This window comes from Cryptosporangium sp. NPDC048952 (genome assembly GCF_043197895.1).
In the GTDB taxonomy this organism is placed as follows: domain Bacteria; phylum Actinomycetota; class Actinomycetes; order Mycobacteriales; family Cryptosporangiaceae; genus Cryptosporangium.
This window is the reverse complement of record NZ_JBICTY010000001.1, coordinates 1,176,221-1,202,568: the sequence shown is the minus strand read 5'-3', so window position 1 is coordinate 1,202,568 and position 26,348 is coordinate 1,176,221. Positions and strand designations below refer to the sequence as shown.

General features: G+C 70.0%; 24 protein-coding genes. 15 read left to right on the top strand and 9 right to left on the bottom strand.

Annotated elements, in window-relative coordinates; translation table 11 throughout:
- Positions 1 to 7: 7 nt before the first annotated feature.
- The gene (locus tag ACGFY5_RS05660) at positions 8 to 1,156 is read right to left on the bottom strand and encodes a geranylgeranyl reductase family protein (RefSeq protein WP_392717668.1); all 1,149 of its coding nucleotides are present in this window, start codon (positions 1,154 to 1,156) and stop codon (positions 8 to 10) included.
- A gap of 172 nt (positions 1,157 to 1,328) precedes the next feature.
- On the opposite strand from ACGFY5_RS05660, the gene ACGFY5_RS05655 reads away from it, so the two are divergent.
- Positions 1,329 to 1,652 (top strand): DUF3040 domain-containing protein, encoded by a 324-nt coding sequence (locus tag ACGFY5_RS05655; RefSeq protein ID WP_392717666.1) that lies wholly within the window; start codon positions 1,329 to 1,331, stop codon positions 1,650 to 1,652.
- Positions 1,653 to 1,953: 301 nt separating this feature from the next.
- The gene (locus ACGFY5_RS05650; protein ID WP_392717665.1) at positions 1,954 to 2,937 is read left to right on the top strand and encodes a coiled-coil domain-containing protein; all 984 of its coding nucleotides are present in this window, start codon (positions 1,954 to 1,956) and stop codon (positions 2,935 to 2,937) included.
- 31 nt (positions 2,938 to 2,968) lie between these two features.
- On the opposite strand, the gene ACGFY5_RS05645 is transcribed toward ACGFY5_RS05650, so the two are convergent.
- The 5 genes from ACGFY5_RS05645 to ACGFY5_RS05625 form a co-directional block, all read right to left on the bottom strand.
- Entirely contained in the window at positions 2,969 to 5,059 is a 2,091-nt protein-coding gene (locus ACGFY5_RS05645; RefSeq protein WP_392717663.1) for a putative bifunctional diguanylate cyclase/phosphodiesterase, read from the bottom strand.
- Positions 5,056 to 5,853, bottom strand: a complete 798-nt coding sequence (locus tag ACGFY5_RS05640; RefSeq protein ID WP_392717661.1) for an SAM-dependent methyltransferase — start codon at positions 5,851 to 5,853, stop codon at positions 5,056 to 5,058. The genes ACGFY5_RS05645 and ACGFY5_RS05640 overlap by 4 nt, the downstream gene beginning before the upstream one ends.
- Before the next feature lie 70 nt (positions 5,854 to 5,923).
- Positions 5,924 to 7,099, bottom strand: coding sequence for a glutamate--cysteine ligase (locus tag ACGFY5_RS05635; RefSeq protein ID WP_392717659.1), 1,176 nt, complete (start codon positions 7,097 to 7,099; stop codon positions 5,924 to 5,926).
- Positions 7,096 to 8,772, bottom strand: a complete 1,677-nt coding sequence (locus tag ACGFY5_RS05630; RefSeq protein ID WP_392717657.1) for an alpha-amylase family protein — start codon at positions 8,770 to 8,772, stop codon at positions 7,096 to 7,098. Before ACGFY5_RS05630 ends, ACGFY5_RS05635 begins: the two co-directional genes overlap by 4 nt.
- Before the next feature lie 130 nt (positions 8,773 to 8,902).
- A complete protein-coding gene (locus ACGFY5_RS05625) occupies positions 8,903 to 10,159 on the bottom strand; it encodes an acetyl-CoA C-acetyltransferase (protein ID WP_392717655.1) in 1,257 nt (418 codons plus the stop codon).
- An 85-nt stretch (positions 10,160 to 10,244) separates the two neighbouring features.
- On the opposite strand from ACGFY5_RS05625, the gene ACGFY5_RS05620 reads away from it, so the two are divergent.
- Positions 10,245 to 11,714 (top strand): 3-oxoacyl-ACP reductase, encoded by a 1,470-nt coding sequence (locus ACGFY5_RS05620; protein ID WP_392717653.1) that lies wholly within the window; start codon positions 10,245 to 10,247, stop codon positions 11,712 to 11,714.
- Between the two features lie 152 nt (positions 11,715 to 11,866).
- Complete coding sequence (locus tag ACGFY5_RS05615) at positions 11,867 to 12,772, top strand: MaoC family dehydratase (RefSeq protein WP_392717651.1); 906 nt, start codon at positions 11,867 to 11,869, stop codon at positions 12,770 to 12,772.
- Here the strand turns inward: ACGFY5_RS05615 and ACGFY5_RS05610 are convergent.
- Entirely contained in the window at positions 12,720 to 13,322 is a 603-nt protein-coding gene (locus tag ACGFY5_RS05610) for a TetR/AcrR family transcriptional regulator (protein ID WP_392718663.1), read from the bottom strand. The two genes, ACGFY5_RS05615 and ACGFY5_RS05610, sit on opposite strands and share 53 nt — an antisense overlap.
- Positions 13,323 to 13,456: 134 nt before the next feature.
- On the opposite strand from ACGFY5_RS05610, the gene ACGFY5_RS05605 reads away from it, so the two are divergent.
- The 7 genes from ACGFY5_RS05605 (at position 13,457) to ACGFY5_RS05575 (ending at position 21,194) form a co-directional block, all read left to right on the top strand.
- Positions 13,457 to 14,665, top strand: coding sequence for an acyl-CoA dehydrogenase family protein (locus tag ACGFY5_RS05605; RefSeq protein ID WP_392717649.1), 1,209 nt, complete (start codon positions 13,457 to 13,459; stop codon positions 14,663 to 14,665).
- A gap of 153 nt (positions 14,666 to 14,818) precedes the next feature.
- Positions 14,819 to 15,364: a TetR/AcrR family transcriptional regulator gene (locus ACGFY5_RS05600; RefSeq protein ID WP_392717647.1), complete on the top strand. Its 546-nt coding sequence runs from the start codon at positions 14,819 to 14,821 to the stop codon at positions 15,362 to 15,364.
- A gap of 118 nt (positions 15,365 to 15,482) precedes the next feature.
- Positions 15,483 to 17,042: a malate synthase A gene (gene aceB, locus ACGFY5_RS05595; RefSeq protein ID WP_392717646.1), complete on the top strand. Its 1,560-nt coding sequence runs from the start codon at positions 15,483 to 15,485 to the stop codon at positions 17,040 to 17,042.
- Positions 17,042 to 18,292, top strand: a complete 1,251-nt coding sequence (locus ACGFY5_RS05590) for a DUF6986 family protein (RefSeq protein WP_392717644.1) — start codon at positions 17,042 to 17,044, stop codon at positions 18,290 to 18,292. Before aceB ends, ACGFY5_RS05590 begins: the two co-directional genes overlap by 1 nt.
- Positions 18,293 to 18,333: 41 nt before the next feature.
- Positions 18,334 to 19,659 (top strand): allantoinase AllB, encoded by a 1,326-nt coding sequence (gene allB / locus ACGFY5_RS05585; RefSeq protein WP_392718661.1) that lies wholly within the window; start codon positions 18,334 to 18,336, stop codon positions 19,657 to 19,659.
- Complete coding sequence (alc, locus tag ACGFY5_RS05580) at positions 19,656 to 20,636, top strand: allantoicase (RefSeq protein WP_392717642.1); 981 nt, start codon at positions 19,656 to 19,658, stop codon at positions 20,634 to 20,636. The genes allB and alc overlap by 4 nt, the downstream gene beginning before the upstream one ends.
- A gap of 72 nt (positions 20,637 to 20,708) precedes the next feature.
- Positions 20,709 to 21,194, top strand: a complete 486-nt coding sequence (locus tag ACGFY5_RS05575; RefSeq protein ID WP_392717640.1) for a DinB family protein — start codon at positions 20,709 to 20,711, stop codon at positions 21,192 to 21,194.
- Here the strand turns inward: ACGFY5_RS05575 and ACGFY5_RS05570 are convergent.
- Positions 21,169 to 22,632, bottom strand: coding sequence for a PucR family transcriptional regulator (locus ACGFY5_RS05570; RefSeq protein WP_392717638.1), 1,464 nt, complete (start codon positions 22,630 to 22,632; stop codon positions 21,169 to 21,171). The genes ACGFY5_RS05575 and ACGFY5_RS05570 overlap by 26 nt on opposite strands.
- A 59-nt stretch (positions 22,633 to 22,691) precedes the next feature.
- On the opposite strand from ACGFY5_RS05570, the gene uraD reads away from it, so the two are divergent.
- Genes uraD through ACGFY5_RS05550 form a run of 4 tightly spaced genes read left to right on the top strand, consistent with a single transcriptional unit; the run spans position 22,692 to position 25,673 of the window.
- Entirely contained in the window at positions 22,692 to 23,192 is a 501-nt protein-coding gene (gene uraD, locus ACGFY5_RS05565; protein WP_392717636.1) for a 2-oxo-4-hydroxy-4-carboxy-5-ureidoimidazoline decarboxylase, read from the top strand.
- A complete protein-coding gene (uraH, locus tag ACGFY5_RS05560) occupies positions 23,189 to 23,500 on the top strand; it encodes a hydroxyisourate hydrolase (protein ID WP_392717634.1) in 312 nt (103 codons plus the stop codon). Before uraD ends, uraH begins: the two co-directional genes overlap by 4 nt.
- A gap of 2 nt (positions 23,501 to 23,502) precedes the next feature.
- Positions 23,503 to 24,327, top strand: a complete 825-nt coding sequence (pucL, locus tag ACGFY5_RS05555; protein ID WP_392717632.1) for a factor-independent urate hydroxylase — start codon at positions 23,503 to 23,505, stop codon at positions 24,325 to 24,327.
- The gene (locus tag ACGFY5_RS05550) at positions 24,324 to 25,673 is read left to right on the top strand and encodes an 8-oxoguanine deaminase (protein ID WP_392717630.1); all 1,350 of its coding nucleotides are present in this window, start codon (positions 24,324 to 24,326) and stop codon (positions 25,671 to 25,673) included. Before pucL ends, ACGFY5_RS05550 begins: the two co-directional genes overlap by 4 nt.
- On the opposite strand, the gene ACGFY5_RS05545 is transcribed toward ACGFY5_RS05550, so the two are convergent.
- Positions 25,660 to 26,316, bottom strand: a complete 657-nt coding sequence (locus tag ACGFY5_RS05545; protein WP_392717628.1) for a cutinase family protein — start codon at positions 26,314 to 26,316, stop codon at positions 25,660 to 25,662. The genes ACGFY5_RS05550 and ACGFY5_RS05545 overlap by 14 nt on opposite strands.
- Positions 26,317 to 26,348 lie beyond the last annotated feature (32 nt).

Sequence of the window (26,348 nt, the reverse complement as noted above, 5' to 3'; positions counted from 1 at the left end):
CAACGGGTCAGCGGGACAACGCTCGGAGCACGAGGTCCATCGAGCGGTGGGCGGCGACGTGTTCCAAGGAGGTCTCGCCGCCGACCAGGCGGCGGAAGAGGCCCCAGGCCGGTGGTGCGGTCGCGATCGCGGCGTGGAACAGCCCGGGCCGGCGGCTGAACGCGGTGTGGAACCGTCGGCCGGCTCGCATCTCCGCGCCGAACTCCGCCTCCACCGCGGCCGCGTAGCCCTCGGTGGCCACGCTCAGAGCATCACCCTCGGAACGGGCCACCGCGACGGCGGCCGCACCGGCCAACCGACCGGAGCGCAGCGCGTAGGAGATGCCTTCGCGGGTCCACGGCTCGAGTAGGCCGGCCGCGTCGCCGGCGACCAGCACGCGGTCGCGGAACAGCGGCGAGTCCTCGGTGCGGCACCGGGTGAGGTGACCCGACGAGCGGATCTCGGGTGCGTCCCCCAGACCGAGGCGGTCGACGAACGCGGCCAGGTACTCCTTGGTGGCCGCTCCCTGCCCGCGCTCGGCGATCACGCCCACGGTCAGCGCGTCGCCCTTGGGGAACACCCACCCGTAGGAGCCGGGCAGCGGACCCCAGTCGATCAGGACGCGGCCGGCCCAGTCGCCGACGGTCGCGTCGGGCCAGGCGAACTCGGTCTCCAGGCCGAGGTCGACCTGGGCGATCTGCACACCCACGTACGTTCCGGTGCGACCGGAAGTGCCATCGGCGCCGACCACCGCGCGGGTAGTGACCTCGCCCTCGGCGGTGCGGATCCGGACCAGGTCGGCCTCGGACCGCAGCCCGGTGACGGTGACGCCCTCCTGCAGCTTCGCTCCGGCGTCCAGCGCGGCGTCGGTGAGAGCGGCGTCGAGTTCGTCGCGGTAGACGAGGTCGATGAACGGCGAGCGGGCGCGCCACGTCCGGGAGAGGCGGCCGTCGAGCGTGAAGGTGAGACGGTCGATCCGCGCGCGGACCGGCGGCGTGAAACCGGCCGGGAACGCGGCGCGGGACAGGCCGATCAGGCCTCCGCCGCAGGTTTTGTACCGGGGAAGCACTCCGCGTTCGAGCATCAGGACCCGGCAGCCGGCCTCCGCGGCGATCCGGGCGGCCGAGGCACCTGCCGGTCCGGCTCCGATCACCGCGACGTCGTACTCGGCAGTCATGACGGCAACCGTAGTGGTTGGCCGGGAGGCCCTTTCCGAAAGCCGTCCTAAGAGCAAATGAGGGCAGTCGTAATTACGCGTGTGCGCGACGCTACAGCGGGGAAGATCTCAAAGCGGTCACGGCGTGGCAGCCACCCTCGCCGACCGCCTGCGGGCTGGAAGGAGCGCCACGGTGCTGAGCAGTGAGGAACGCCGTCAGTTGTCGGCGATCGAAGCGTGGACCTCGGCCGACGACCCGGCGTTCGCCGCCGGTCTCGCGAAGGGTCGTCCCCGCGCGCCACGGCGGGACCGCCGCTGGCCGTTGCAGTTGCTGGTCGCGCTGGCGACCGGGTTCGCCTTGTTCTCGCTCGTGGCGTCGCAGCCGATCGGGCTGGTGCTCGGGGCGGTGGTCGCGTGCGCCGCGGCGGTCGCGGACCAGGTGAGAGCACGTCGGCGGCACGGTTCGCCGTCGGTCGTCGGGCGTCTGCACCGCCGGGACGGCTTCCAGCCCTTCTGAGCTAGCGGGGTTAACCGGGTCGGCTCCACAGCTTAAGACTCGTTCAACTCACCCTGCGTGACATCGGACGCACCAGGCGCAGCCGACTGGGCCCGCACGCGGGGAGCACCGCCCCGACCTGCGTATTTGATCCGTTTCCCGAGTTCCTTCGAGTCGTCGGCGTTGTCCACAGCCCCGTAACCACCGCTCGGAACACCCAGGTTCCTTCGGTACAGTTCCGGCGGACTACGGCCACGAACGCCGACGGCTCGACCTCGGGAGGATACGCACAGTGACGCTCGCGCCTCGGCGGCGATTCCTCGTGACAGCCGTTTCGGTCTTCGCTGTGCTCTGCGCCCTCCTGGTGGGCTTACCGCACCCGGCTTCGGCAGCGGACGACGACGAGGGCGGCACCGGCGCGCTCCGGAAGAAGCTCGACCAGGCGGCCAGCGGGTACAACAACGCCAAAGCGAAGGTCGCCTCCTCGCAGAAGCGCCAGAAGTCGCTCGTCAGCCAGATCGCCGACACCGAAAAGAAGCTGACGGTGCTCACCGGTGAGGCCCAACTGCTCGGCGCCGAGGCGTACAAGGGTGGAATGCCCGACCCGCTGACCGTGCTGGCGAACTCCGGCTCGGCCGGTGAGCTGGTCGAGCGTGCTTCGTACATGGACACGATCTCGCGGAAGACGAACGGCACGCTCACCGAGCTGCGCACCACGCAGAAGAAGCTCACGAGCCAGCGCGAGCAGGTCGACAAGGAGCTGAAGCTCCAGCGGCAGCAAGAGAAGACGATGGCCAAGCGCCGCGCCGACGCCGAGCAGGCGCTCGTCGAGGCCGGTGGCGGTGACTCGTCGGCCGGCTTCCTGAGCGGCACGTCCGCCGCCGCGCAGCCCGCCGCGCGTAACTCCGACGGCAGCTGGCCGTCCGAGAGCTGCAGCATCGACGACCCCACCTCCGGAGGCTGCCTGACGCCCCGGATGCTGCACACGTACAACGAGGCCAGGGCCGACGGTTTCACGCACTACACGCACTGCTTCCGGCAGGCGTCGTTCGGCGAGCACCCGAAAGGCCGGGCGTGTGACTTCGCGGCCGACACCGGCGGGTTCGGCGGCATCGCGTCGGGCGATTCGAAGGCCTACGGCGACCGGCTGGCCGCCTGGGGCGTCGACAACGCCGACCGACTCGGCGTTCTGTACGTGATCTGGTTCCGGCAGATCTGGCTACCCGGTAGTGGCTGGAAGTCCTACAGCGGTGACGGCACGCCGTCCGGCGACCACACGAACCACGTCCATATCTCCGTGCAGTAACCCTCTTGGGGTTTGCATTGGCTAGCAGAGTTCAGTGCAGTAGTTTGCGCACGTCTTCGGCGGCCATGGGGGTGCCGAAGAGGTAGCCCTGGCCGAGGTGGCAGCCGAGCGCGCGCAGGCGCTCGACCTGCGTCTGCGTCTCGATGCCCTCCGCGGTGACCGTGAGGCGCAGCGTCCGCGCCAGCGACACCAGCGTCGCGACGATCTCCGCGTCGACGTCGCCGTCCAACCCCGGGACGGGCTGCAGCCCCGCGACGAACAGCGACGCGAGCTTCAGGCTGTGTACCGGCAGCGACCGCAGGTACGCCAGGTTCGAGTAGCCGGTGCCGAAGTCGTCGATCGCGATCCGGCAGCCGAGTTCGGCCAGCGCGTGCAGCGTGTCGATCGGCGCGGGGCCCATCGCCGCGCTCTCGGTGAGCTCGAGCTGGAGCCGCTCCGGCGGGAGACCGGTCTGCTCGAGCACCGCGCGCACCTCGTTGACGAGCGCCGGATCAGCGGCCTGACGTGCGGCGACGTTGACGCTGACGAACGGCGGGTCCGGCATCAGGTCGGCCCAGGAGCGTGCCTCGCGGCAGGCCTCCTCCAGCACCCACCGCCCGAGCGGAACGATCAGTCCGGTGTCCTCGGCGATCCCGATGAAGTCGTCGGGACGCATCGCGCCGTAGTACGGGTGACGCCAGCGGACCAGGGCCTCCAGGCCGAGCATCCGGCCGTCCTCGAGCGCGGTGATCGGCTGGTACTCGAGGTAGAACTCGTGGCGCTGCAGGCCGGCGGGCATCGACGTGGAGACCGCGTACCGCATCGCCTCGGCTTCGCTCCGGGCGCTGTCGAACAGCGACCACTGGTTGCGGCCGTCCGCCTTCGCCCAGTACAGCGCGGCGTCGACGTGGCGCATCAGCTCGCTGCGGTCGGTGGCGGCCACCAGCCGCTCGACCACGCCGATGCTCGCGGAGACCGTGAGCAGGTGCTCGTCGATCTGGCACGGCAGGCAGAGCTCGGCCAGGAGCTTCTCGGCCAGCGCGGTGAGCTCGCCCTCGCCGCCGGACTGCTCGACGAGGACGACGAACTCGTCGCCGCCCATCCGGGCCACCAGGTGGCCGCTGCTGCTCACGCCCCGGTCGAGCCGCTCGGCGGCCATGACCAGGAGCCGGTCGCCGATGTCGTGGCCCAGCGTGTCGTTGATGACCTTGAAGCCGTCGAGGTCGATGAACAGGACGCCGAGCCGGGCGTCGTCCCCGGCGGTTTCGAACGCCTGGTCCATCCGCTCGGAGAACATCACCCGGTTCGGCAGGCCGGTGAGCGGGTCGTGCATGGCCTGGTAGCGCAGCGTCGTCTGCAGCCGGTGCAGGTCGGTGACGTCCTCGCCGACGGCGACGACGTAACCGGGCTCGCCGTCCTCGCCCGGCACCATCGAGACCGTGAGCAGGCCCCAGATCGCTTCGCCGTCCCGGCGCACGAAACGTTTCTCGACCCGTACGTGCTCCCGTCCACCTTCGGCGAGCGCGCGGTACACCTCGGCGGCGACGTCGGCCACGTCGTCGGGGTGGACGAGACTCAGCACCGAGCGTCCGCGGAGTTCCTCCGCCGAGTAGCCGAGCATCTCCGACAGCGCCGAATTGACGTCGAGCAGCGCGCCCTGGACGTCGCCGATGCCGATCGCGACAGCGGCACCGGAGAAGACGGCGCGGAACCGGGCGTCGCTGGCGCGCAGGGCCTGTTCGGTGCGGGCGCGGGCGATCAGGTCGGCGCGGCGGATCGACTCCTGCTCGGTGAGCGTCACCTCGCGCAGGGCGCGGGAGTACCCGGCCGCGAACGCGCCGATGATCGCCCAGGTGGCGGCGTGCGGGCGAGACTCGCGGTCGAGTTCGTCGGCCAGCATCGCGATCGAGCGCTGCAGGGCGTCGACGCCGGTGAAGTGCGCTCCGACGAGCGCGGCGCCGGATTCCTCGGCGACCGCCGTGTCGGGTGGATCGGCGCGCACGGCGCCGCGGAGCCGGTCGAGGATGTCCTGCAGGAGCAGTGCCAGTTGGGCGTCGCTGACGGTGACGTAGGAGGTGTCACCGATGGCGGCCGCCCACCGGCGGCCGAGATCCGGCTTGCCCGGATCCCGGAGCGCGGTCACCGCACGCGCCCCACGCCGGCGTACGTCGCGGTGCGCTCGGGCGGCGTCGACGACGGGAGCGAACCCGGATCGGGACGCCAGAGCGGCACGAAGACGACGCCGGGCTCGACCAGCTCGTACCCGTCGAAGTAGCTCTCGATCGTCGCCTTGTCGCGCGACACCAGCGGGTTCGCGCTGCGCGAGTACAGGGCTTCCAGCTGCGGACCGCGGTCGCCCTGCTGGTCGGCGGTGCCGTGCGAGATCGCGAGGAAGCTGCCCGGGGTGACCGCGTCGCGGTAGTGCGCGATGAGGGCCCGCGGGTTCGCCGTCTCGGGCACGAAGTGCAGCAGCGCCACCATCAGCACGCCGATCGGCCGGTCGAAGTCCAGTTGCCGCCGGGCGTGCCCGATAACGACCGCCGGGTCGGTGACGTCGGCCTGCACGATCGTCGCCTGTGCCACGTCCTCCAGAATGGACTGACTGTGAGCGACGGCGACCGGATCGCTGTCGACGTACACCACCCGAGCGTCGGGTGCTTCGCTGAGCGCCACCTCGTGGACGTTGCCCACGGTCGGGATCCCCGACCCGAGATCGAGGAACTGACGCACACCCTGGGCGATCATAAAACGGACCGCGCGACGCAGAAAGGCCCGATTGGCGCGCATGTTCGCCGGTAATTCCGGCAGTATGCGAATGGCCTGTTCTGCCATCGCGCGGTCCACCGCGAAGTTGTGCGATCCGCCCAGGTAGTAGTCGTAGACCCGCGCCGCGCTGGGCCGTTCCGGCTCGACGTCCGACGCGGTGTGCTGTTCCACGCGGCCTACCTTACCGACCACTTCGGTCAGTTGACCGCAGAAATGGTCAGGCGACGCACAAGCCTCGCAACTACGATTCGTCTACTCCGCCACGGGTTTCCTCGATGAGCAGGTTCGCCACGTCGCTGAACGTGCCGCGGCGCCCGAGCGCCTCGCGCTGCCGGTCGGCCGACGTGCCGCGGGCGAGCAGGTCCGCGAGCAGCATCCGCACCTCGTCGGTGTCGCCGTTCGCGTCCAACGCCGGGCCGACGTACTCGACGAGAGCCCGCACCGCGTCGGAGGCCGGTACTGCCGTCCCCACGACCGGGTCGAACAGCTCACCGTGCAGGCCGGACCGTGCGGCCCGCCAGTCGGCGGCACGCAGCAGCTCCGGACGCGCCGAGATCGGGACGGCCCCGCGCTCGATCTCGTTCGCCGCGGTGACCACCAGCGCACGACCCAGGCCGGTGAGCAGCACGACGTCGTCCACCCGCGGGCAACCGTCGGTGATCCGCAGCTCGACGGTGGGGTACCGCGCCGAGGGCCGGGCGTCGAAGTAGACCATTCCGGGGTCGGAGATGATCCCGGAATCGACGAGCGTCGCGACCGTCCGGTCGTACTCGTCCGCGGAGCGGAAGCCGTGCACCGGGCCGGCGGTGGGCCAGCGCGACCAGACGATCGTCCGGTAGGACGCGTAGCCGGTGTCGGTGTTGGAGAAGAACGGCGAGCTCGCCGAGAGCGCGAGCAGCACCGGCAGCCACGGCTGGATCTGGCTGACCACGGCGACCGCGAGGTCGCGGTTCGGCACGCCGACCTGCACCTGGAACGCGCAGACCGCCTGTTCACGGACCAACTGCTGGTACTCGGCCGCCATCTGCCGGTACCGCTCCTTCGGGAAGACGCCCATCGAGCGCAGACCGGAGTCCGGCACCGTACCGGCGGTGGCCACCGCGACGTCGTGCTCGGCGGCGGCCTTGATCAGCGCGCGCCGGGCGGCGACGACCTCGCCGCGCACCTCGGTGAGGCTGCGGCAGACCGGTGTCGCGGTCTCGATCGCCGAGCGCAGCAGCTCCGCTTCCGGCTCGTGATCCCCCGACGGGGTCGCCAGCAGCGTGAGCGCTTCCGGAACGAGCTCCCCGGACTTCGGGTCGAGGACGTGGAACTCCTCCTCGACGCCGATCGTCGCGCCGACGATCTTGTCGTCGGCGGGATTGTGGTACTCCTCTGCCGACGCCGACCGGGTGACCTTCGCGGTGTCGCCGATCATGCAATGCCTCCACGGGTGACCTGGCCACCGGTGTGCCGGCCGCGGCTGTCGCGGAGCCGGATCCAGCGGTATCCGTAGCCGGCGAGCTGAATCTTACTCAGTGTGTCGTCCACCGACGGGTAGTCCCTGTCTGCGAGAAGTTCGTACGGATGCTCTGCGTGATTCCCCAAAGCCGACAGATCAACCGTCACATCCTCGTCAGCGAGGTTGTGGAGAAACACCATCGCACCGCGTTCCGCCTGGTCAGCCTGGTGAGCGAGTACGTGGCGGGGCATCGCGACATCGACGACGCTGCAGGCACCGAGACCCACCTCGGGGCACTGACGGAGCGTACGGATCATGCGCTCGAACCAGCTGAGCAGCGAGTTCGGATTCTGCTGTTGAGTGACGACGTTGACCTTCTCGATGCCGTAGTCGCCCTCGGAGATCACCGGGCGGATGAGCTCCTTTCCGACCGAGAAGCCACCGTTGACGCTCGGCGTCCACTGCATGGGGGTGCGGATCGCGTCGCGGCCGGTCAGCGACAGGTCCTCGCCCATGCCGAGCTCCTCGCCGTACCGGATCACCGGTGTGCCGCGGAGCGAGAACTGCATCGCGTAGGCCAGCTCGATTCGGCGGCGGTCGTTGCCGAGCATCGGCGCCATCCGACGGCGGATGCCCCGGTCGTAGAGCTGCATGTCCTTGTCGGGGCCGAACTCGGCGAACACGTCGCTGCGCTGCTCGGCGGTGAGCTTGGAGAGGTCGACCTCGTCGTGGTTGCGCAGGAACGTGGCCCACTGCGCCGACTCGGGCAGCTTCGGGGTGTCGCGCAATGCGTCGATCACCGGCTCGGCGTCGCCCCGGGCCAGTGCCAGCATCAGCCGGGCGTTGAGAGCGAAGTCGAACAGCATGTGGAGCCGGTTGGCAGAGCCGCCGGCGTCGCCGAAGTACTCCCCCACCTCGTCGGCGCCGACGTTGGCCTCGGCCAGGATCACCGCGTCGCCCCGACGCCACTGCAGGTGGGCGCGGAGGTCGGTGAGGAACGAGAAGTCCTTCGGGGCCTGCGGTGTCGCCTCGATGACGAACGGCGCCGCGTCCATCCGGAAGCCGGCGACACCCAGCTGCACCCAGAACGCCGCGATCCGCTTGATCTCCGCCTTGACTTCGGGGTTCGCGGTGTTGAGGTCCGGCATGAAGTTGTAGAAGCGGTGGTAGAACCAGGACTTCGCGGTGCGGTCGTAGGTCCAGGTTTCCTTCTGCTCGCCCGGGAAGACCATGCCCTCGCGGCGGTCCTCGGGCTCGGTGTCGGACCAGATGTACCAGTCACGGTAGGGCGAGTTCTTGTTCTCGCGCGCGGACTTGAACCAGGGGTGCTGGTCCGAGGTGTGGTTCACGACCAGGTCGATGACGACCCTGATGCCGCGGTTGCCCGCCTCGTGGATGAGCTCCGCGAAGTCGCCGAGCGTCCCGAGGCGCGGGTCGACCGCGTAGAAGTCCGCGACGTCGTAGCCGTCGTCGCGGTTGGGGGTCGGATGGATCGGGTTCAGCCAGAGGCAGGTGATGCCGAGACGGGCGAGGTAGTCGAGCCGACTGATCAAGCCTGGGAAGTCGCCTACCCCGTCTCCGTTCGAGTCTTGGAACGTCTCAACGTCACAGCAGTAAACGACCGCCTCGCGGTACCAGTGCTCGGGCATGCCCCTTCAGTGCCCCGTGCTCGCACCGCAGCAAACCGGGCTCTCGACGTGTTGTCGGGGTTACGACGGGTTCTCGGGCCTATCTCGGCGGCCGGTAGGCCCGAGAACCCGTCGAAGCACCGAGAACTCGTCAGCGCTCGATGATGGCGGTGATGCCTAGGCCGCCGGCGGCGCAGATGGAGATGAGCGCGCGGCCGCTACCGCGCTCCGCCAGCAGCTTGGCGGCGGTGGCCAGGATCCGGCCGCCGGTCGCCGCGAACGGGTGACCCGCGGCGAGCGAGGAACCGTTGACGTTGAGCTTCGCGCGGTCGATGGCCCCGAGCGGCGCATCGAGGCCCAGCTTCTCCTTGCAGAACGCCGGGTCCTCCCAGGCCTTCAACGTCGCCAACACCTGGGACGCGAACGCCTCGTGCACCTCGTAGAAGTCGAAGTCCTGCAGCGTGAGGCCCGCTTTCGCCAGCATCCGCGGCACCGCGTACGCCGGCGCCATCAGCATCCCTTCGTCGCCGTGGACGAAGTCGACCGCTGCGGTCTCGCAGTGCGTGAGCCACGCCTGCACCGGCAGGCCCATGTCCTCCGACGCCAGCAGCACCGCGGACGCCCCGTCGGTCAGTGGCGTCGAGTTCCCGGCGGTCATCGTGTCGCCGAACACCGGCTTCAGCGTCGCGAGCTTCTCGACCGTCGAGTTCGGGCGCAGGTTCTGGTCGCGCTCGAGGCCGAGGTACGGGGTGACGAGGTCGTCGAAGAAGCCGCTGTCGTAGGCGGCGGCGAGGTGGTGGTGGCTTGCCGCTGCGAGTTCGTCCTGGTCCTCGCGGGCGATCTCCCAGGCGGCGGCGGTGAGCGCCGCGTGCTCACCCATCGACAGACCGGTGCGGGGCTCGGCGTTGCGCGGGATCTCGGGCACGAGGAAGCCCGGGCGGAGGCGGGTCACGAGTTTGAGCCGCTCGGACGTCGATCGCGCACGGTTGAACGCCAGGAGCACCTGACGGAACCTCTCGTTGAGCACGAGCGGTGCGTCGCTCGCGGTATCGACACCACCCGCGATACCCCAGTCGATCAGCCCCAGCGCGATCTTGTTCGCGACGAGGATCGCGGCTTCGAGGCCGGTGCCGCAGGCCTGCTGGATGTCGTAGGCCGGTGTGCGAGGGTCGAGTGCGGTGCCGAGCACGGTCTCGCGGGTCAGGTTGAAATCGCGGCTGTGCTTGAGGACCGCGCCGGCCACGACCTCGCCGAGTACCTGGCCCTCCAGGCCGTAGCGGGTGATCAGGCCGTCCAGGGCCGCGGTGAGCATGTCCTGGTTGGACGCCCGCGCGTACGGGCCGAACTGGCGCGCGAACGGAATGCGGTTCCCGCCGACGATGCCGACCCGACGTGGTGCTCCGAACATCGAAGGCTCCTCCCGATTCGCTTGCCACTACCTTACTCGCGAGTAGTCTTACCAACCAGTAAGATCCGTCACTGCGAGGGACTCCATGCGCGACCGCTACCAGCAGCTCGTCACCACCGCCCCCGGCCGCTTCCTGGCCCGCCGCGTAGGCCTCCCCGAACCCCCCACCCTCCGCCGCTTTCACCCCGGCGACCCCCTGCTCCCCGGCCCGGTAATCCTCGGCGCGGGCCCAGATGACCCCGGCGGCGCCGCCGGTGGCGGCGCTGCGCAGCCTGGCGCGGATGGGTCCGGCTCGGGTGGGGGAGGCGGCGCGGGCCTCGGCTCGGGTGGCGGAGGCGGCGCGGGCCTCGGCTCGGGCGGGGGGCGGTTGGTGACGGTGGTGGGGCCTTTGTTGAGGGCTGCTGGGGTGGTGGTGCGTGAGCTCGGGCCTCGGACCGAGGGGCGGCCCGGTGAGCCGCGGCCGCACGCGCTGGTGTTCGACGCCACCGGCATCACGCGCAGCGAGCAACTCCGCGCGCTGCACGACTTCTTCGCCCCACAGGTACGCGGCCTAGCGCCGAGCGGACGCATCATCGTGCTCGGCACACCCCCCGAACACTGCGCCGACCCGCGCGAAGCCACCGCCCAGCGCGCCCTCGAGGGGTTCACCCGCTCGACCGGCAAGGAGGTCAAGCGCGGCGTGACGTCGCAACTCGTCTACGTCGCGCCGGGCGCGGAGAACGGCGTCGAATCGACGTTGCGGTTCCTGCTCTCCGGGCGGTCGGCGTACGTCTCCGGTCAGGTGATCCGCATCGGCTCCGCCGAGACGCCACAGGTCGACTGGGAGCGACCCCTCAGCGGCAAGGTCGCCGTCGTCACGGGCGCCGCACGCGGCATCGGCGAGGCGATCGTCGGCGTGCTCGCCCGCGACGGCGCGCACGTGGTCTGCGTCGACGTCCCGTCCGCGGCCTCCGACCTCGCCGAGGTCGCGGCCACCGTCGGCGGCGAGCCGCTCAGCCTCGACATCACCGAGGACGACGCCCCGACCATCCTCGCCGGTCACCTCCGCGACGGCGTCGACATCTTCGTCCACAACGCGGGCGTCACCCGCGACCGAACGCTCGGCAAAATGGATGCCGCACGCTGGGAAATCGTCCTGAACGTCAACCTCACGAGCGAGGAGCGGATCAACGACGTCCTGCTCGGCGAGAACATTCTCCGCCCCGGAGCGCGGATCATCGGCACGTCGTCGATGGCGGGTATCGCCGGCAACATGGGCCAGACGAATTACGCCACGAGCAAGGCGGGGGTGATCGGCATGGTGCAGTCGCTCGCGCCGACGCTCGCGTCCCGCGGGGGGACGATCAACGCGGTCGCGCCCGGGTTCATCGAGACGCGGATGACCGCGGGGATCCCGCTGGTGATCCGGGAGGCTGGGCGTCGCATGAACAGCATGACGCAGGGTGGTCTGCCGGTCGACGTCGCCGAGACCGTCGCGTGGTTCGCGTCCCCCGGCTCCGCCGGGATCAACGGCGAGGTGGTCCGGGTGTGCGGCCAGTCCCTTCTGGGCGCCTGATGCCCACCCCCGACGCCACCCAGCCCGGCGCCGACAGCGCTGGCGCCTCCGTTGCGCGCGGTGAGGTGCGCGTGCTTTCGCGTGCGCCCCGGCTCTCGACCCTTTATCCGCGGGCGTTGCTCAGGCGTGGGGGTGGTGGTTCGTTGCCCGGTATGCGGCTGGTGTTGGAGGAGGTCGCGGTGGATCGGGAGCGGCTCGCGGATTACAACCGCGTGTGCGGGTTCGGGTTGGGCGACGCGGTGCCCGGCACATATCCGCAGGTGCTCGCGTTCCCGCTGGCGATCGCGCTGATGTCCGAGCGAGAGTTCCCGTTCCCGCTGCCCGGAATCGTCCACATCGGCAACACGATCACCCAGCTACGCCCCATCGCCCCTACCGAGGGACTCACCTTCGAAGTCCACGCCGAAAACCTCCGCCCCCACCGCCGCGGCCGCCAGTTCGACATCGTCACCAACGCCCGAATCGACGGCGCCCCGATCTGGCACAGCACCGCCACCTACCTCCACCGCTCCCCCACTCCCGCGGACCCCACCCCTGCGGCCGCGGACGCAGACAGCGCCGGCGCGGACGCGCGCGGCGCAGGCATGGACGCTGCGGACGCGCGCGGCGCAGGCATGGACGCTGCGGACGCGCGCGGCGCAGGCATGGACGCTGCGGACGCGCGCGGCGCAGGCATGGGCGCTGCGGACGCGCGCGAGGGCGTGGAGGGGGTTCCTGCTGGGGTTTGGTCGGTGGGGGGTGAGACGGGGCGGGAGTATGCGAGGGCTTCCGGGGACTGGAACCCGATCCACCTGCATGCGCTCAGCGCGAAGCTGTTCGGCTTCCCGCGTGCCATCGCGCACGGCATGTGGGTGAAGGCCCGGTGCCTCGCCGCCCTCCAAGGCCGGCTTCCCGACGCCTACACGATCACCGTGCAGTTCGGAAAACCACTGCTCCTGCCGTCGACAGTGGACTTCTCCGCCCACCCCCGCGCCAACGGCTGGGACCTCACCGTGGCGAACAACCTCACCGGACGGGTGGAACCGGCACCGGCGAACGCCACACCTCACCCCGAATAAGGCTCCCGAGCCCCATCCACAGCATGTTCATCAAACGGGTGGCCGCGGTCTCGGGCTTCTCGTCCGGGTGATCGAGCAGCCACTCCGCCATCGACTCCCCGGTGCCGACGAGCGCGTGGGCCAGTGCCCGCAGCTCGTCGGGCCCGGGATCCACGGCACCAGCCGAGTGGATCGCCCGCGCGAACAGGTCCGCGACGTTGTCGACGACGAGCCGGCGGATTCCCGCCACCTCCCCCGCGAACTCCCCTTCGCCCCGCGCCTGGCGGAACATCACCGCCCACGCGTCGCGGTGCTCCCCCACGAACGCGAAGAACGCCTGCACCGCGGCCCACAGTTGCTGCTCGGCAGGCAGGTCCGGCTCAGCGGCAGCGCTGATCGCCTCGGTGAGCTGACCACCCGCCCGCCGGATGCACGCACTGAACAACTCGCCCTTGGACCCCAGGTACAGATAGACCATCGGCTTCGAGATACCGGCACGCTCGGCGATCTCGTCCATCGACGCGGCGTGGAATCCCCGCTCGGAGAACACAGCAGTGGCCGCGTCCAGCATCTGCTGCTCACGCACACGCCGTGGAAGACGTCTGGAGGGCCCGGTCACGTCTTGCAGCCTACCCACCGCATCAGTAATCTACTCGCCAGTAAGTTTACCAATGAGTAGTCGGAACCGGTCAGACAGAGGACGCGATGTTCAACCTTGACCTCTCTGAAGAACAAGACGATCTCCGCGAGTGGGTACACGGGTTTGCAAAAGACGTCGTCCGCCCGGCCGGGCACGAGTGGGACGAGCGAGAAGAAACCCCCTGGCCGGTGATCCAGGAAGCGGCGAAGATCGGCCTCTACGGCTTCGAGTCGCTCGCCACGTGGTGGGGTGACGAGTCCGGCCTGTCCCTGCCGATCGTCAACGAAGAGCTGTTCTGGGGCGACGCCGGGATCGCGATGTCGATCTTCGGCACGACGCTCGCGGTGGCCGGCATCTTCGCGTCCGGAACGCCCGACCAGCTCGCCGAGTGGGTGCCGCAGTGCTTCGGCGACGAGGCCGACCCGAAGCTCGGCGCGTTCGCGGTGTCCGAGGCCGAGGCCGGCTCGGACGTCTCGGGCATGAAGACCCGCGCCCGGTACGACGAGGCCACCGACGAGTGGGTGATCAACGGCGCGAAGGCGTGGATCACCAACGGCGGCATCGCGAACGTGCACGTCGTGATCGCGTCGGTCGACCCGACGCTCGGGTCCCGTGGGCAGGCCGGGTTCGTGATCCCGCCGGGCACCAAGGGGCTCACCACCGCACGCAAGGTGAAAAAGCTCGGCCTGAAGGCCTCGCACACCGCCGACCTTTTCCTGGACGACGTCCGCATCCCGGGCAGTTGCCTGCTCGGCGAGAAGGAGAAGCTCGACGAGAAGCTGGCCCGCGCCCGCGAAGGCGTCGGCAGCAAGGGGCAGGCGGCGCTGCGGACGTTCGAGGTCAGTCGCCCGACAGTGGGTGCGCAGGCGATCGGCATCGCCCGGGCCGCGTACGAGTACGCGCTCGAGTACGCCAAGGGACGCGAGACCTGGGGGCGTCCGATCATCGAGAACCAGGCCGTGGCGTTCGCGCTCGCCGACATGAAGATGGAGATCGACGCCGCACGCCTGCTGGTGTGGCGCGCCGCGTGGATGGGGCGCACCGGCAAGGAGTTCGGGGCCGGTGAGGGCTCGATGTCGAAGCTCAAGGCCGGTGAGGTGGCGGTGTGGGCCACCGAGCGTGCGGTGCAGCTGCTCGGTGGTGCGGGTTACAGCCGGGAGCACCCGGTGGAGCGCATGTACCGCGACTCGAAGATCTACACGATCTTCGAGGGCACGAGCGAGATCCAGCGCCTGGTCATCGCCCGCGCCATCTCGGGCGCCCGCATCCGCTGAGCGCATAAGCGCTCGCTCTGGCCTGGAGCCCGCCCAGGGCGGCGCTGCCAGTCGAGCGCGAGACCGCCTCGTATAAGTGATACTCAAGGGCTCGCGCTCGCCTGGCAGCGCCGTTCTGGGCGGGCCGCCCCGAGAGTGTGGTTGACTACTCACATGCCCCGCACGCTCTCCACCGCTGAAGACCGGCGCGAAACGGTGCTCGCCACCGCGATCTCAGCGTTCGCCGCGAAGGGCTACTTCGGCACCACCACCGTCGAGGTGGCCAAGGCCGCCAGCATCTCCCAGGCCTACCTCTACCGCCTGTTCCCTGACAAGGAGACGCTCTTCGCCGCCGTCGTCGGCCGCGGGTTCGAGCGCATCCTCGACAGCTTCAAAGAGGGCACAAGGGGCGACACCCCCGATGCAATCCTCTACGCGATGGGCGGCTCCTACGCCGAGCTGATCGCCGACCAGGACCTCCTCCTGCTCCAGATGCACGCCCAGTGCGCCGCTGTCAGCGTCCCCGAGATCAAACGGGCCGTCCGCGAGGGTTACGCGATGCTCGTCGAGTACGCCCGAACCGCCTCCGGCGCCGACGAAAAGGCCGTGCAGGCGTTCTTCGCCAATGGCGCCCTGTGCTCCATCGTCGTCACGATGGGCTCGTCGGAGATCGACGAACCCTGGGCACGCGTCCTCGACGACGGCTTGCGTCACCCCTAGCGGAACCTCCACCGGTTCCAGCTATCGGAACCAGCGGATATATCTGCTTCACACCTTGTCCTTCTGGGGTAGACCCCGCTTACGGTGTTACCGACGGCGAATACCTAGGAGGCTCAGCGTGAGCGGCGTGGAAAGCACCCCCACCACGGTCGACGGAGCGGAAACCATCCTCTCGACCGAAGCGCTCGAGTTCCTCGCTGATCTCCATCGAACGTTCGGGGCGCGGCGCAACGAACTGCTCGAGCGGCGCAAGACCCGGCGCGCCGAGATCGCGCGCACCGGCAAGCTGGACTTCCTGGCCGAGACGGCCAGCATCCGCGACGACGAAGCCTGGAAGGTCGCGAAGGCCCCGAAGGACCTGCAGGATCGCCGGGTCGAAATCACCGGCCCCACCGACCCGAAGATGACGATCAACGCGCTCAACTCCGGCGCGAAGGTCTGGCTGGCCGACCTCGAAGACGCGAACACCCCGCACTGGGACAACGTCGTCGGCGGCCAGGTGTCGCTGTACCGGGCCACGAGGCGCGAACTCAGCTTCAAGAGCGGCGAGAAGAGCTACGAGCTGAACGACGAGAACCTCGCCGTCGTCGTCACCCGCCCCCGCGGCTGGCACCTCGACGAAGAGCACATCACGGTCGACGGTGAGCCGATCGCCGGCGGAATCGTCGACTTCGGGCTGTACTTCTTCCACAACGCGAAAGAGCTGCTCGCACGCGGCAGCGGCCCGTACTTCTACCTGCCGAAGACCGAGAGCCACCTCGAGGCGCGGCTCTGGAACGAGATCTTCACCCACTCCGAGGCGCGGCTGGGCCTGAAGAACTGCATCCGCGCCACCGTGCTGATCGAGACGATCACCGCCGCGTTCGAGATGGACGAGATCCTCTTCGAACTGCGCGAGCACGCGTCCGGGCTCAACGCCGGCCGGTGGGACTACCTGTTCAGCGTCATCAAGAACTTCCGCGACGCCGGGCCCGAGTTCGTGCTGCCCGACCGGGCGAAGGTGACGATGACCGCGCCGTTCATGCGCGCCTACACCGAACTGCTGGTGGCCACCTGCCACAAGCGCGGTGCGTTCGCGATGGGCGGCATGGCCGCGTTCATTCCGAGCCGCCGCGACCCGGAGGTCAACGAGAAGGCGCTCGCGCAGGTCAAGGCAGACAAGGACCGGGAGGCCGGCGACGGCTTCGACGGTTCCTGGGTGGCCCACCCCGATCTGGTGCCGGTCTGCAAGGACGCGTTCGACGCCGTCTTGAAGGACAAGCCCAACCAGGTCGACCGTCTCCGCCCCGACGTGCACGTGGCCGCGAGTGACCTGCTCAACGTCGCGAACACGCCCGGCGAGGTCACCGAGGAGGGCGTCCGGTCGAACGTCTCGGTGGCGCTGCAGTACCTGAAGGCGTGGATCGGCGGGCTCGGCGCGGTCGCGATCAACAACCTCATGGAGGACGCCGCCACCGCGGAGATCTCCCGGTCGCAGGTCTGGCAGTGGGTCCACCAGGGCACGATCCTCGACACGGGTGAGACGGTCACCGAGTCGCTCGTGCGCCGCCTCCTCGACGAGGAGGTCGCGAAGCTCGGCGAGGGCTACGACCAGGCCCGGACGCTGTTCGAGCAGGTCGCGCTCGCAGACGACTTCGTCGACTTCCTCACGCTTCCGGCCTACGCGCTGGTGCGTTGATGCTGGACGATCTGCTCGACCAGCTCGACGAACGGCTCGCGGAGACCGACGAAGCCCTGAAAACCCAGCACGATCGCACGCCCCCCGGCCGCCAGCCGGTGCACACGGTCTACGTGCCGGCGGACCAGTTCACGGCTGGTCTGCCCGCACGCTGGGGCGCCGAAGCGCTGGCGCTGCTGGACGCGCACGGGTCGGACCCGGACGCGTTCGGCCTCCCGGCGGAGGCGGTCCGCGCCGCGTTGCCGCGCGTCCGCATCAAGCTCGCCGCCGAGCCGATCGAGGACCTGCGGATCGACTTCGAGGACGGGTACGGCTACCGGTCCGACGCCGACGAGGACGCCGATGCCCAGAAGGCCGGTCAGGCGGTCGCCACGCTGATCGGCCGGGAGGGCGCGCCGTTCACGCTGGGGCTCCGCGTGAAGTCGATGGAGGCCCGCGACCGGCGTCGGGGTGTGCGCACCCTCGACCTCGTGGTCGGGGCGCTGTGCCAGAACCTTCCGGACGGTCCCGAGGTGCCGCCGGTGCTGGCCAACAACTTCGTCGTCACGCTTCCGAAGGTCTCTTCCGTCCCTCAGGTCCAGGCTTTTGTCGACGTCGTGAGCACGGTCGAATCGGCGCACCACCTCACCGACGGCACGATCGGCATCGAGCTGCAGATCGAGTTGCCGAGCGCGATCCAGGGGCCGGACGGGGTCGCGACGGTCGCGCGGCTGGTCGCCGCCGCAAAAGATCGGTGTGCCGGCGTCCACTACGGCACCTACGACTACAGCGCCGCGCTCGGCGTCGCGGCGGCGTTCCAGACGCTGGAGCACCCGGTCGCCGACCACGCCAAGGCCGTGATGCTGCTGGCCGCGGTGCAGGCCGGGGTTCCGGCCGTGGACGGTTCCACGAATGTGATGCCGACCGGGACCACCGACGAGGTGCGCAACGCCTGGCAGAACCACGCCCGGCTGGTGCGCCGTTCGCTGGAGCGCGCCTACTACCAGGGCTGGGACATGCACCCCGGCCACCTGGTCACCCGCTATCTGGCCACGTACGTGTTCTTCCGCGACGCGTTGCCTCCGGCCGTGACCCGGTTGACCACCTACCTCGGCCGGACGTCGAGCCAGAGCGGCGTCGTCGACGAGCCCGCCACGGCCCGCGCCCTCTCCGCCGTGATCCTGCGCGGCCTCGACTGCGGCGCCTTCCCGGAGGACGAGGTCCCGTTGGACGTGCCCGCCCTCCGCCAACTGTCCCGCCCCAGGTCGTGACCAGAAGCCTCCGGTCAGAGTCGGAAGAGGTGGCCCACGTGTTGGATGTGGTGGTCCGCGCGCGGCGGGTGGTGACCGCGACCGGTGAGGTGGACCGGGCGATCGGCGTGGCCGGCGGCAGGATCGTCGCGATCGAGCCGTTCGACGCCGAGCTCGAGGCGACCGAGGAGCACACGCTCCCCGACGAGCACGTGCTAATGCCGGGCGTCGTCGACACGCACGTGCACGTCAACGAACCGGGCCGCACCGAGTGGGAGGGCTTCGCCACCGCCACGCGCGCCGCGATCGCCGGCGGCGTCACGACGATCGTCGACATGCCGTTGAACAGCATCCCGCCGACGACGGACGCGGCGGCACTGGAGATCAAGCGCAAGGTCGCTGCCGGTCAGGTGCACTGCGACGTCGGTTTCTGGGGTGGCGTCGTGCCGGGCAACGGCCCCGACCTGCGCGGCCTGCACGACAGCGGCGTGTTCGGCTTCAAGTGCTTCCTGCTGCACTCCGGCGTCGACGAGTTCCCGCCGGTGACACCGGACGAGCTCGAGGAGGCGCTGAAAAGCCTCCACTCGTTCGACGCGCTGCTGATCGTCCACGCCGAGGACTCGAAAGCGATCGACCGCGCCCCCACCGCCCACGGCGAGCGCTACTCCGACTTCCTCGCCAGCCGCCCCCGCGGCGCCGAGAACGTGGCGATCGCGCAGGTCATCGAACTGGCCCGCTGGACCGGCGCACGCGTCCACATCTTGCATCTGTCCAGTTCCGACGCGTTGCCCATGCTCGTTTCCGCCCGCCGGGATGGCGTAAAAATAACGGCGGAAACCTGTCCGCACTACCTGAGCTTCACCGCGGAAGCGGTGCCCGACGGGGCGACGCAGTACAAGTGCTGCCCACCGATCCGGGAGGCGAGCAATCGCGAGCTGCTGTGGGAAGGACTCCGGAACGGAGTCATCGACTGCATCGTCTCCGACCACTCCCCCTGCACGCCGGATCTGAAGCGCTTCGACATCGGCGACTTCGGGGTGGCGTGGGGCGGGATCGCGTCGGTCGAAGTGGGCCTGTCGGCCATCTGGTCGGAGGCGCGCACGCGAGGGTTCACGCTGGCAGACGTGGCCCGGTGGATGTCGCAGCGTCCGGCGGAGATCGCCGGCCTCCGACACAAAGGCCGGATAGCGCTGGGATTCGACGCCGACTTCGCCGTTTTCGAGCCCGACGCCGGGCGCGTGGTCGATCCGGCGCAGCTGCACCACAGGCATCCGGTGACGCCGTACGCGTTCCGTCCGCTGGCCGGGCTGGTGCGGGAGACGTGGCTGCGGGGGCACCGAGTGGGCGACGAACCGACGGGACAGTTGCTGACCAGGGGGAACGCATGATCGACCTGGCGGTTCGCTCGCTCGGCGGGGCCGTGATCGCGGCGAGCGACGAGACGTTCGCGGAGAAGGAGAACCTGATCCGGCCGGACGTTCCGCTGTTCCAGCCGGCCACGTTCGGCCACAAGGGACAGGTCTACGACGGCTGGGAGACCCGTCGTCGGCGTTCGCCGGGGCACGACTGGGCGATCGTGCGACTGGGTGCGCCGGGGTTCGTACGACGGATCGTGGTCGACACCGCCCATTTCACCGGCAACTACCCCGAGGAGTGCTGGCTGGAGGGTCGCTACGTCGACGGCTACTCGCCTCTTGACGACGCCGGCTGGACGCCGCTGACCGACCGGGTGAAATTGGCCGGAGACTCCGCTAACACGTTCGACGTCCCGGAGGGGCCGCTCGTCACGCACGTGCGGCTGAACATCGCTCCGGACGGGGGCGTCGCCCGGCTCCGGGTGCTCGGTGACGTCGTTCCTGATCCGCGTCGGCTGGAGGGCGTGTCCCTGGATCTGGCCGCGTTGGAGAACGGCGGACGGGTCGAAGATTGCAGCAACCGCTTCTACTCGCCGGCCGACAACGTGTTGTTGCCCGGTCAGGCCCAGACGATGGGGCAGGGTTGGGAGACACGGCGGCGCCGGGGTGACGGCAACGACTGGCTGCTGATCCGGCTCACCGGCCCGGGGCACGTCCGGCAGCTGCTCATCGACACGACGCACTTCGTCGGGAACGCGCCGGGGGCGGTGCGGGTACGCGCCGCGGACTCCCCTACCGGTGACGACGGCTGGACCGAGCTGCTGGAACGGCGTCCGCTGTTGCCGGACACGCCGCACTGGTTCGCCGTCGACAGTTCGGTGCGGGCCACGCATCTGCGCGTCGACGTCTTCCCGGACGGCGGCCTCGCCCGGGTGCGGGCGTTCGGGCAGCTGGCGCCCGACGGCTGGGAGGCGCTGGTTTCCCGCTGGAAGGCGGGGGTGCCGAACTAGGCGTGTGCTGGCGTGGCGACACCTGCGGGAAACACACCATTCACCGCCCGGTTGCGTCGCACAATAAATCCCATGACGGACCGCAGGGCTCCCTTCATCGTCGGTGACGAACGTACGACTCTGCTCGCGTTCCTCGCCTACCTCCGGCAATCCATCGTCCGCAAAGTCGAAGACCTCTCCGAGGAAGACGCTCGCCGACCGATCACCCCGTCCGGGTGGACCCTCGCCGGGCTGCTCAAGCACCTCACCGTCTCCGAGCGGTACTGGTTCCGCCACGTCTGGGCCGGTGAGCCCGGTGCCGAGTGGGACCGGCACAGCTGGGACGTCGCACCCGACGTGACCGTGGACCAACTGGTCGACGACTACCGCGAGGCGTGGAAGGAGTCCGACCGGCTCGTCGAGGCCGCGCCGAACTTCGACGTGCCGTGCGCGGAGGAGCACCGCAACCATCGGATGTCGCTGCGGTGGGTGATCGTGCACATGATCGAGGAGACGTCGCGGCACGCCGGGCACGCCGACATCAACCGCGAGCTCATCGACGGTCTGACGGGCCGCTGAGCCGAAGCGCGAGGAACAGGTCGACGCGGTCGTCGAACCGCGACAGGTTCCGGTTCGTCAGCTGCTCCACCTTGGCGATCCGGTACCTGACCGTGTTCACGTGCAGGTGCAGCACCTCGGCGCAGCGGCTCCACGATCCGGAGTGGTCCAGGAACACGGTGAGCGTCGCCACCAGCTCGGCGTCGTGCGCGCTGTCGTAAGCGAGCACGGGGCCGAGCACGCGGTGGCGGTAGGCGCGTCGCACCTCGTCCGGGACGCTCCCGAGCAGCAGCATGTGCGAGTCGATCTCGTCGGCGGTGACCACGGCGGCGGGCTCGGCGCGAGCTGCGGCGAGACCGGCGGCGTGCCGGGCTTCCTCCAGGGCAGCGGACAGCGCCGGACCGGCCGGAACGGTTCCGCTCAGCCCGGTCGGTAGCCGGGTCCCGGTGAGTCCCGGCGCCACGGTTGCGAACCCGGCCCGCAGGACGTCGGCGAGCGGGTCGGCGTCGCGGCGCGGGACGATGGCGATCGTGGCGCCGTTGCGGCTGCCGACGACCGGGTCGGGTACGGCGGTGCGCAGGATCTCGTCGATCAGGCCGGTGGCCGCGGCTGCACTGACCAGCACGGTGACCGGCGTCCCCGGAGCGATTCCGGCCACCCGCAACTCGGCCGACGCGTCCCCACCGGCCGTCAACGCCCGCAGCACCTGATCGGCCAGCCGACGCTCGGCCCGGCGCCCGGCGTCGACCCGGGCGCGTTCCAGCGCGACGAGACCGGCCAGCTCCTCGGCGAGCGCCGTCGCATCCGCGTCGGACGGCTCGGCGGGGCAGGCGACGAACCAGCTGACGGCTCGGTGCCGGTCCGGAGCGTCGGCCGACAGCAGGCGGATGCCGTTGACGGTCGCCGGGAGCCGCGGCGCAGTCAGAAACGCCCGCACGAGCGCCGCCTGATCTTCCGGCGGTGCCCCCGCGATCACGCCCGCGACCGGGCTCAACACCACGCACGGCTCACCGAGCTCGGCCGCGGCGACGTCCAGCAACCGGTTGAGCCCGGCCCGCCCCGCGAGCACGGCGAGCAACCGCCGACCGACCGGGCGCCCCGTGGCCAGGGCCCGCCGCGTGATGTCGGCGAACGACACCGACGCCGGCACCGCGAACAGCGGCAACCCGCGCCGCCGGCACAGCTCGACCAGCTCGTCGGGGACGCCGCCGAGCGCCGCCTCCCCGGCGCCCAGCGCGGTCGCGCCGCCCGTCAGCACGGCGTCGACAAAGGTCTCGGCAGCACCCGGGGACCACCACACCAGACCGGTCAGCACCAGCTCACCACCGGCCAGGTACCGGCCGGGATCCGGCAGGTCGGTAGTGAAGACGTCGACGACCGTCCGGCTGTCGGCACCCGCCGGTAGGACCAGCGGCCGCAGCCGCAGATCCTCGGTCCCGAGCAGGTCCCCCAACAGCACCGGCCGCACCTCCTGATGGCAGAGTTCGCCACACGCGTACCACAAAACTAGGGGGCACCGTGACCAGCGTGGACGCCTTCAACGACGCCGATCCCGACACTGCTACGGCGATGTTGCATCCGTGTTGCGCCTCCACTGCCTGGGCACGGGCGATGGTCGCGGGGCGCCCGTACGCGGACCTGGACGCGTTGAGCACGGCGTCGGACCCGATTTTCTCGGACCTGAGCTGGGCAGACGTGCAGGAAGCACTGGCGGCGCACCCCCGCATCGGGGATCGGCCGAAGAACGCGGCCACCACCGAGAAACGGTGGTCGCAGGGTGAGCAGGCCGGTGTCGCGGACGCCGACCGGGAGGTGCTCACCGCGCTGGCCGACGGCAACGCCGCCTACGAGGCCCGCTTCGGGCACGTGTACCTGGTGTGCGCGTCCGGGAAGTCGGCCGAGGAGCTGCTCGGCATCCTGCAGGACCGGCTGGACAACGACCCGGCGCACGAGCACGACGTGGTTCGCGGGGAGCTCGCGGCGATCACGCGCCTGCGGTTGGCCAAGCTGTTCTCATGAGCCTTTCGACGCACGTTCTGGATGCGGTGAACGGGGTCCCTGCGGTGGGTCTACGGGTGAGCTGGCATTTCGGGGCCTCGGTCGTGACGCGGGAGACGGATTCCGACGGGCGGATCTCGTCCTGGGGGCAGGCTGACGCTGGTGTCCACCGGCTCGTGTTCGACACCGGCTCGTGGTTCGGAAGCCGAGGTCAGCGCACGTTCTATCCGGAAGTGTCGGTGGTGTTCGAGATAGTCGATGCCGAGGCGCACCACCACGTGCCGCTCCTGCTGTCCCCGTTCGCGTACTCCACCTACCGAGGGAGCTGACCATGACGTTCACGCTCGGGCCGAACCAGTACGGCAAGGCCGGTGTGCGGTTGGTGTCGGTCGACCGGTCGGGTGATCGGCACGTCGTCACGGACTTCACCGTCGCCAGCGCGCTCTCCGGCGACCTGGAAGGCACCCACCTCACCGGCGACAACAGCGCGGTGCTGGCCACCGACACGCAGAAGAACACGGTCTACGCGTTCGCCCGCGAGTTCGGGGTGGGTGAGCCGGAGGCGTTCGGGCTGCGGCTCGGGCAGCACTTCGTCTCCACGCAGGCAGCGATCCACCGCGCGCGGATCACCATCGAGCAGCACCGCTGGGAAGCGTTCGGGCCGCACTCGTTCGCACGGTCCGGAGCGGAGACGCGGCGGGCACGGGTGGTCGTGACGTCCGAGGGCGCGGAGGTCTCGTCCGGCCTGGGTGACCTCACCCTGCTGAACACGACGGACTCGGAGTTCCACGGCTTCCCGCGCGATCCGTACACCACGCTTCCCGAGACGACCGAGCGAATCCTCGCGACGTCGGTGGACGCCTGGTGGGACCACTCGACGACCGACGTGGAGTGGGCCGAGGCCTACGCGGGCGCGCGCGACGGACTGCTCGCGGCGTTCGCCGGGACGTACAGCTACTCGCTGCAGCAGACCCTCTTTGCGATGGGCTCGCGGGTGCTGGCCGACTGTCCGTCGGTGGCCGAGGTGCGGCTAGCGCTCCCGAACAAGCACCACAATCTCGTCGATCTGACGCCGTTCGGCCTCGACAACCCAGACCAGGTATACGTGGCCCCCACCGAGCCCTACGGGCTGATCGAAGGGACGGTGCGCCGATGACGACAGTGATCGAGGGCTGCGCCGTCGCGACGGTCGATGCCTCCGGCACCGAATACCAGTCCGGGCACGTCGTGGTTTCCGATGGTGTGATCACTGCCGTCGGTCCGGGTCCCGCACCTGCCCGTACCGACGCCGTGCACGTGGACGCCGCAGGCTGCCTGGCCACCCCGGGGCTGGTGAACACGCACCACCACCTGTACCAGTGGGCCACCAGGGCGGTGTCCGTCGATGACGGGCTGTTCACGTGGTTGAAGACTCTGTACCCGATCTGGGCGGGCATCAACGAGCCGATCGTGGGGGCGGCGGCCCGGGCGGGGCTGGCGCGGCTGGCGTTGACCGGGTGCACGACGTCGACCGATCACCACTACGTGTTCCCGCGCGAGGGCGGCGACGTGCTCGGAGCGACGATCTCCGCCGCCGCCGACGTCGGGCTGCGGTTCCACCCGACGCGCGGGTCGATGGACCTGAGCGTGAAGGACGGCGGCCTGCCGCCGGACTCCGTGGTCCAGCCGCTCGACGCCGTCCTGGCGGCGGTCGACGAGGCGGTGTCGCGGTGGCACGACCCGTCGCCCGGCGCGATGGTTCGCATCGCGGCGGCGCCGTGCTCGCCGTTCTCGGTGACGCGTGACCTGATGCGTGAATCGGCGTCCCAGGCCCGGGAGCTGGGTATCCGGCTGCACACGCATCTCGCGGAGACCCACGACGAGGACGAGTACTGCCGGGAGAAGTTCGGGATGACGCCGGTGGAGTACCTGTCCGACGTCGACTGGCTCGGGCCCGACGTTTGGCTCGCGCACGGCGTCCACCTGTCGGACGCGGACGTGGTGACGCTGGCCGGTGCGGGCACCGGGGTGGCGCACTGCCCGAGCTCGAACGCCCGGCTCGGTTCGGGCATCGCACCGGTCGCGGCGCTGCTCGAGGCCGGCGGGCCGCTCGGGCTCGGCGTCGACGGAGCCGCGTCGCAGGAGAACGGTGGGCTGTCCGAGGAACTGCACCAGGCGTTGTTCGCCGCCCGCCTGCGGTACGGGCCGTCGGGGCTCACCGCGCGGGACGCTCTGCGGATCGGAACGATCGGCGGGGCGCGGTGCCTCGGGCGCCAGGACGAGATCGGGTCGCTGGAAGTCGGGAAACGGGCCGACATCGCACTGTGGCGAGTGGACGGCCCGTTTCACTCCGACATCGTCGATCCGATCGACGCCCTGGTCTACGGCTCGCCTCCCCCGTTGGCCCGGCTGTTCGTCGAGGGCCGCGCGATCGTGATCGAAGACGAGTTGCAGACGCTGGACGTCGAGGCGGCGGGGGCTGACCTGCGTCACGCCGCCCGCCAACTCGCTAGGTCGTCTTGACCAGGTTCGCCGCGAACTGGGCGGAGCGGGTCACGGAGCCGTCGAACGCGTACCGCAGGTGGGCGATCGCGTTGGAACCGTTGCCGCAGACCGGGTCACCGGTGGCACAGGTGTCGAGCGCCTTTTGACCGTACAACTGACTCGCGGAATTGATCGTCTGCCGGGAAAGGCGGAGCGGGTTACCGAACACGGTCACCGCTTTGATCCGCGGTGCCAGGTTCTCCGGAATCGTTTCACCGCGCCCGAGTGTCGTCCGGATGCCGATCGCGATATCGGTGACGCTCGCACCCTGCGAATAGCCGCCGATCACGAACTCGGTGTTCGGACAGGCCGCAGCGACCTCTTTGATGTGGTTGGTCATGTCGGTCGCACCCGGGCCGGCACTGGTCTGGCTGATGTTCGCGGCGTAGTCGACGGCGTACGAATCGACCGTCAGCCCTGGTAATTGCTGCTGGATGGCGCTGACCAGCGGCCGACCGAGGATGCCGAGGCCGGGCGCCTCCGTGCTGCCCCGGGCGAACACGACCTGCACGTCGGAACAGGCAGCGGTGGCCGGCGAGGCGGCGAGCGCCAAACCGGTGAAGCTGGTCGCGGTGAGAGCGACAGCTGTGACGATACGGCGAACCGCAAGAGAAACGGACATTAGCTGAGTGGCCCCTCAGTCGGTTAACGGGA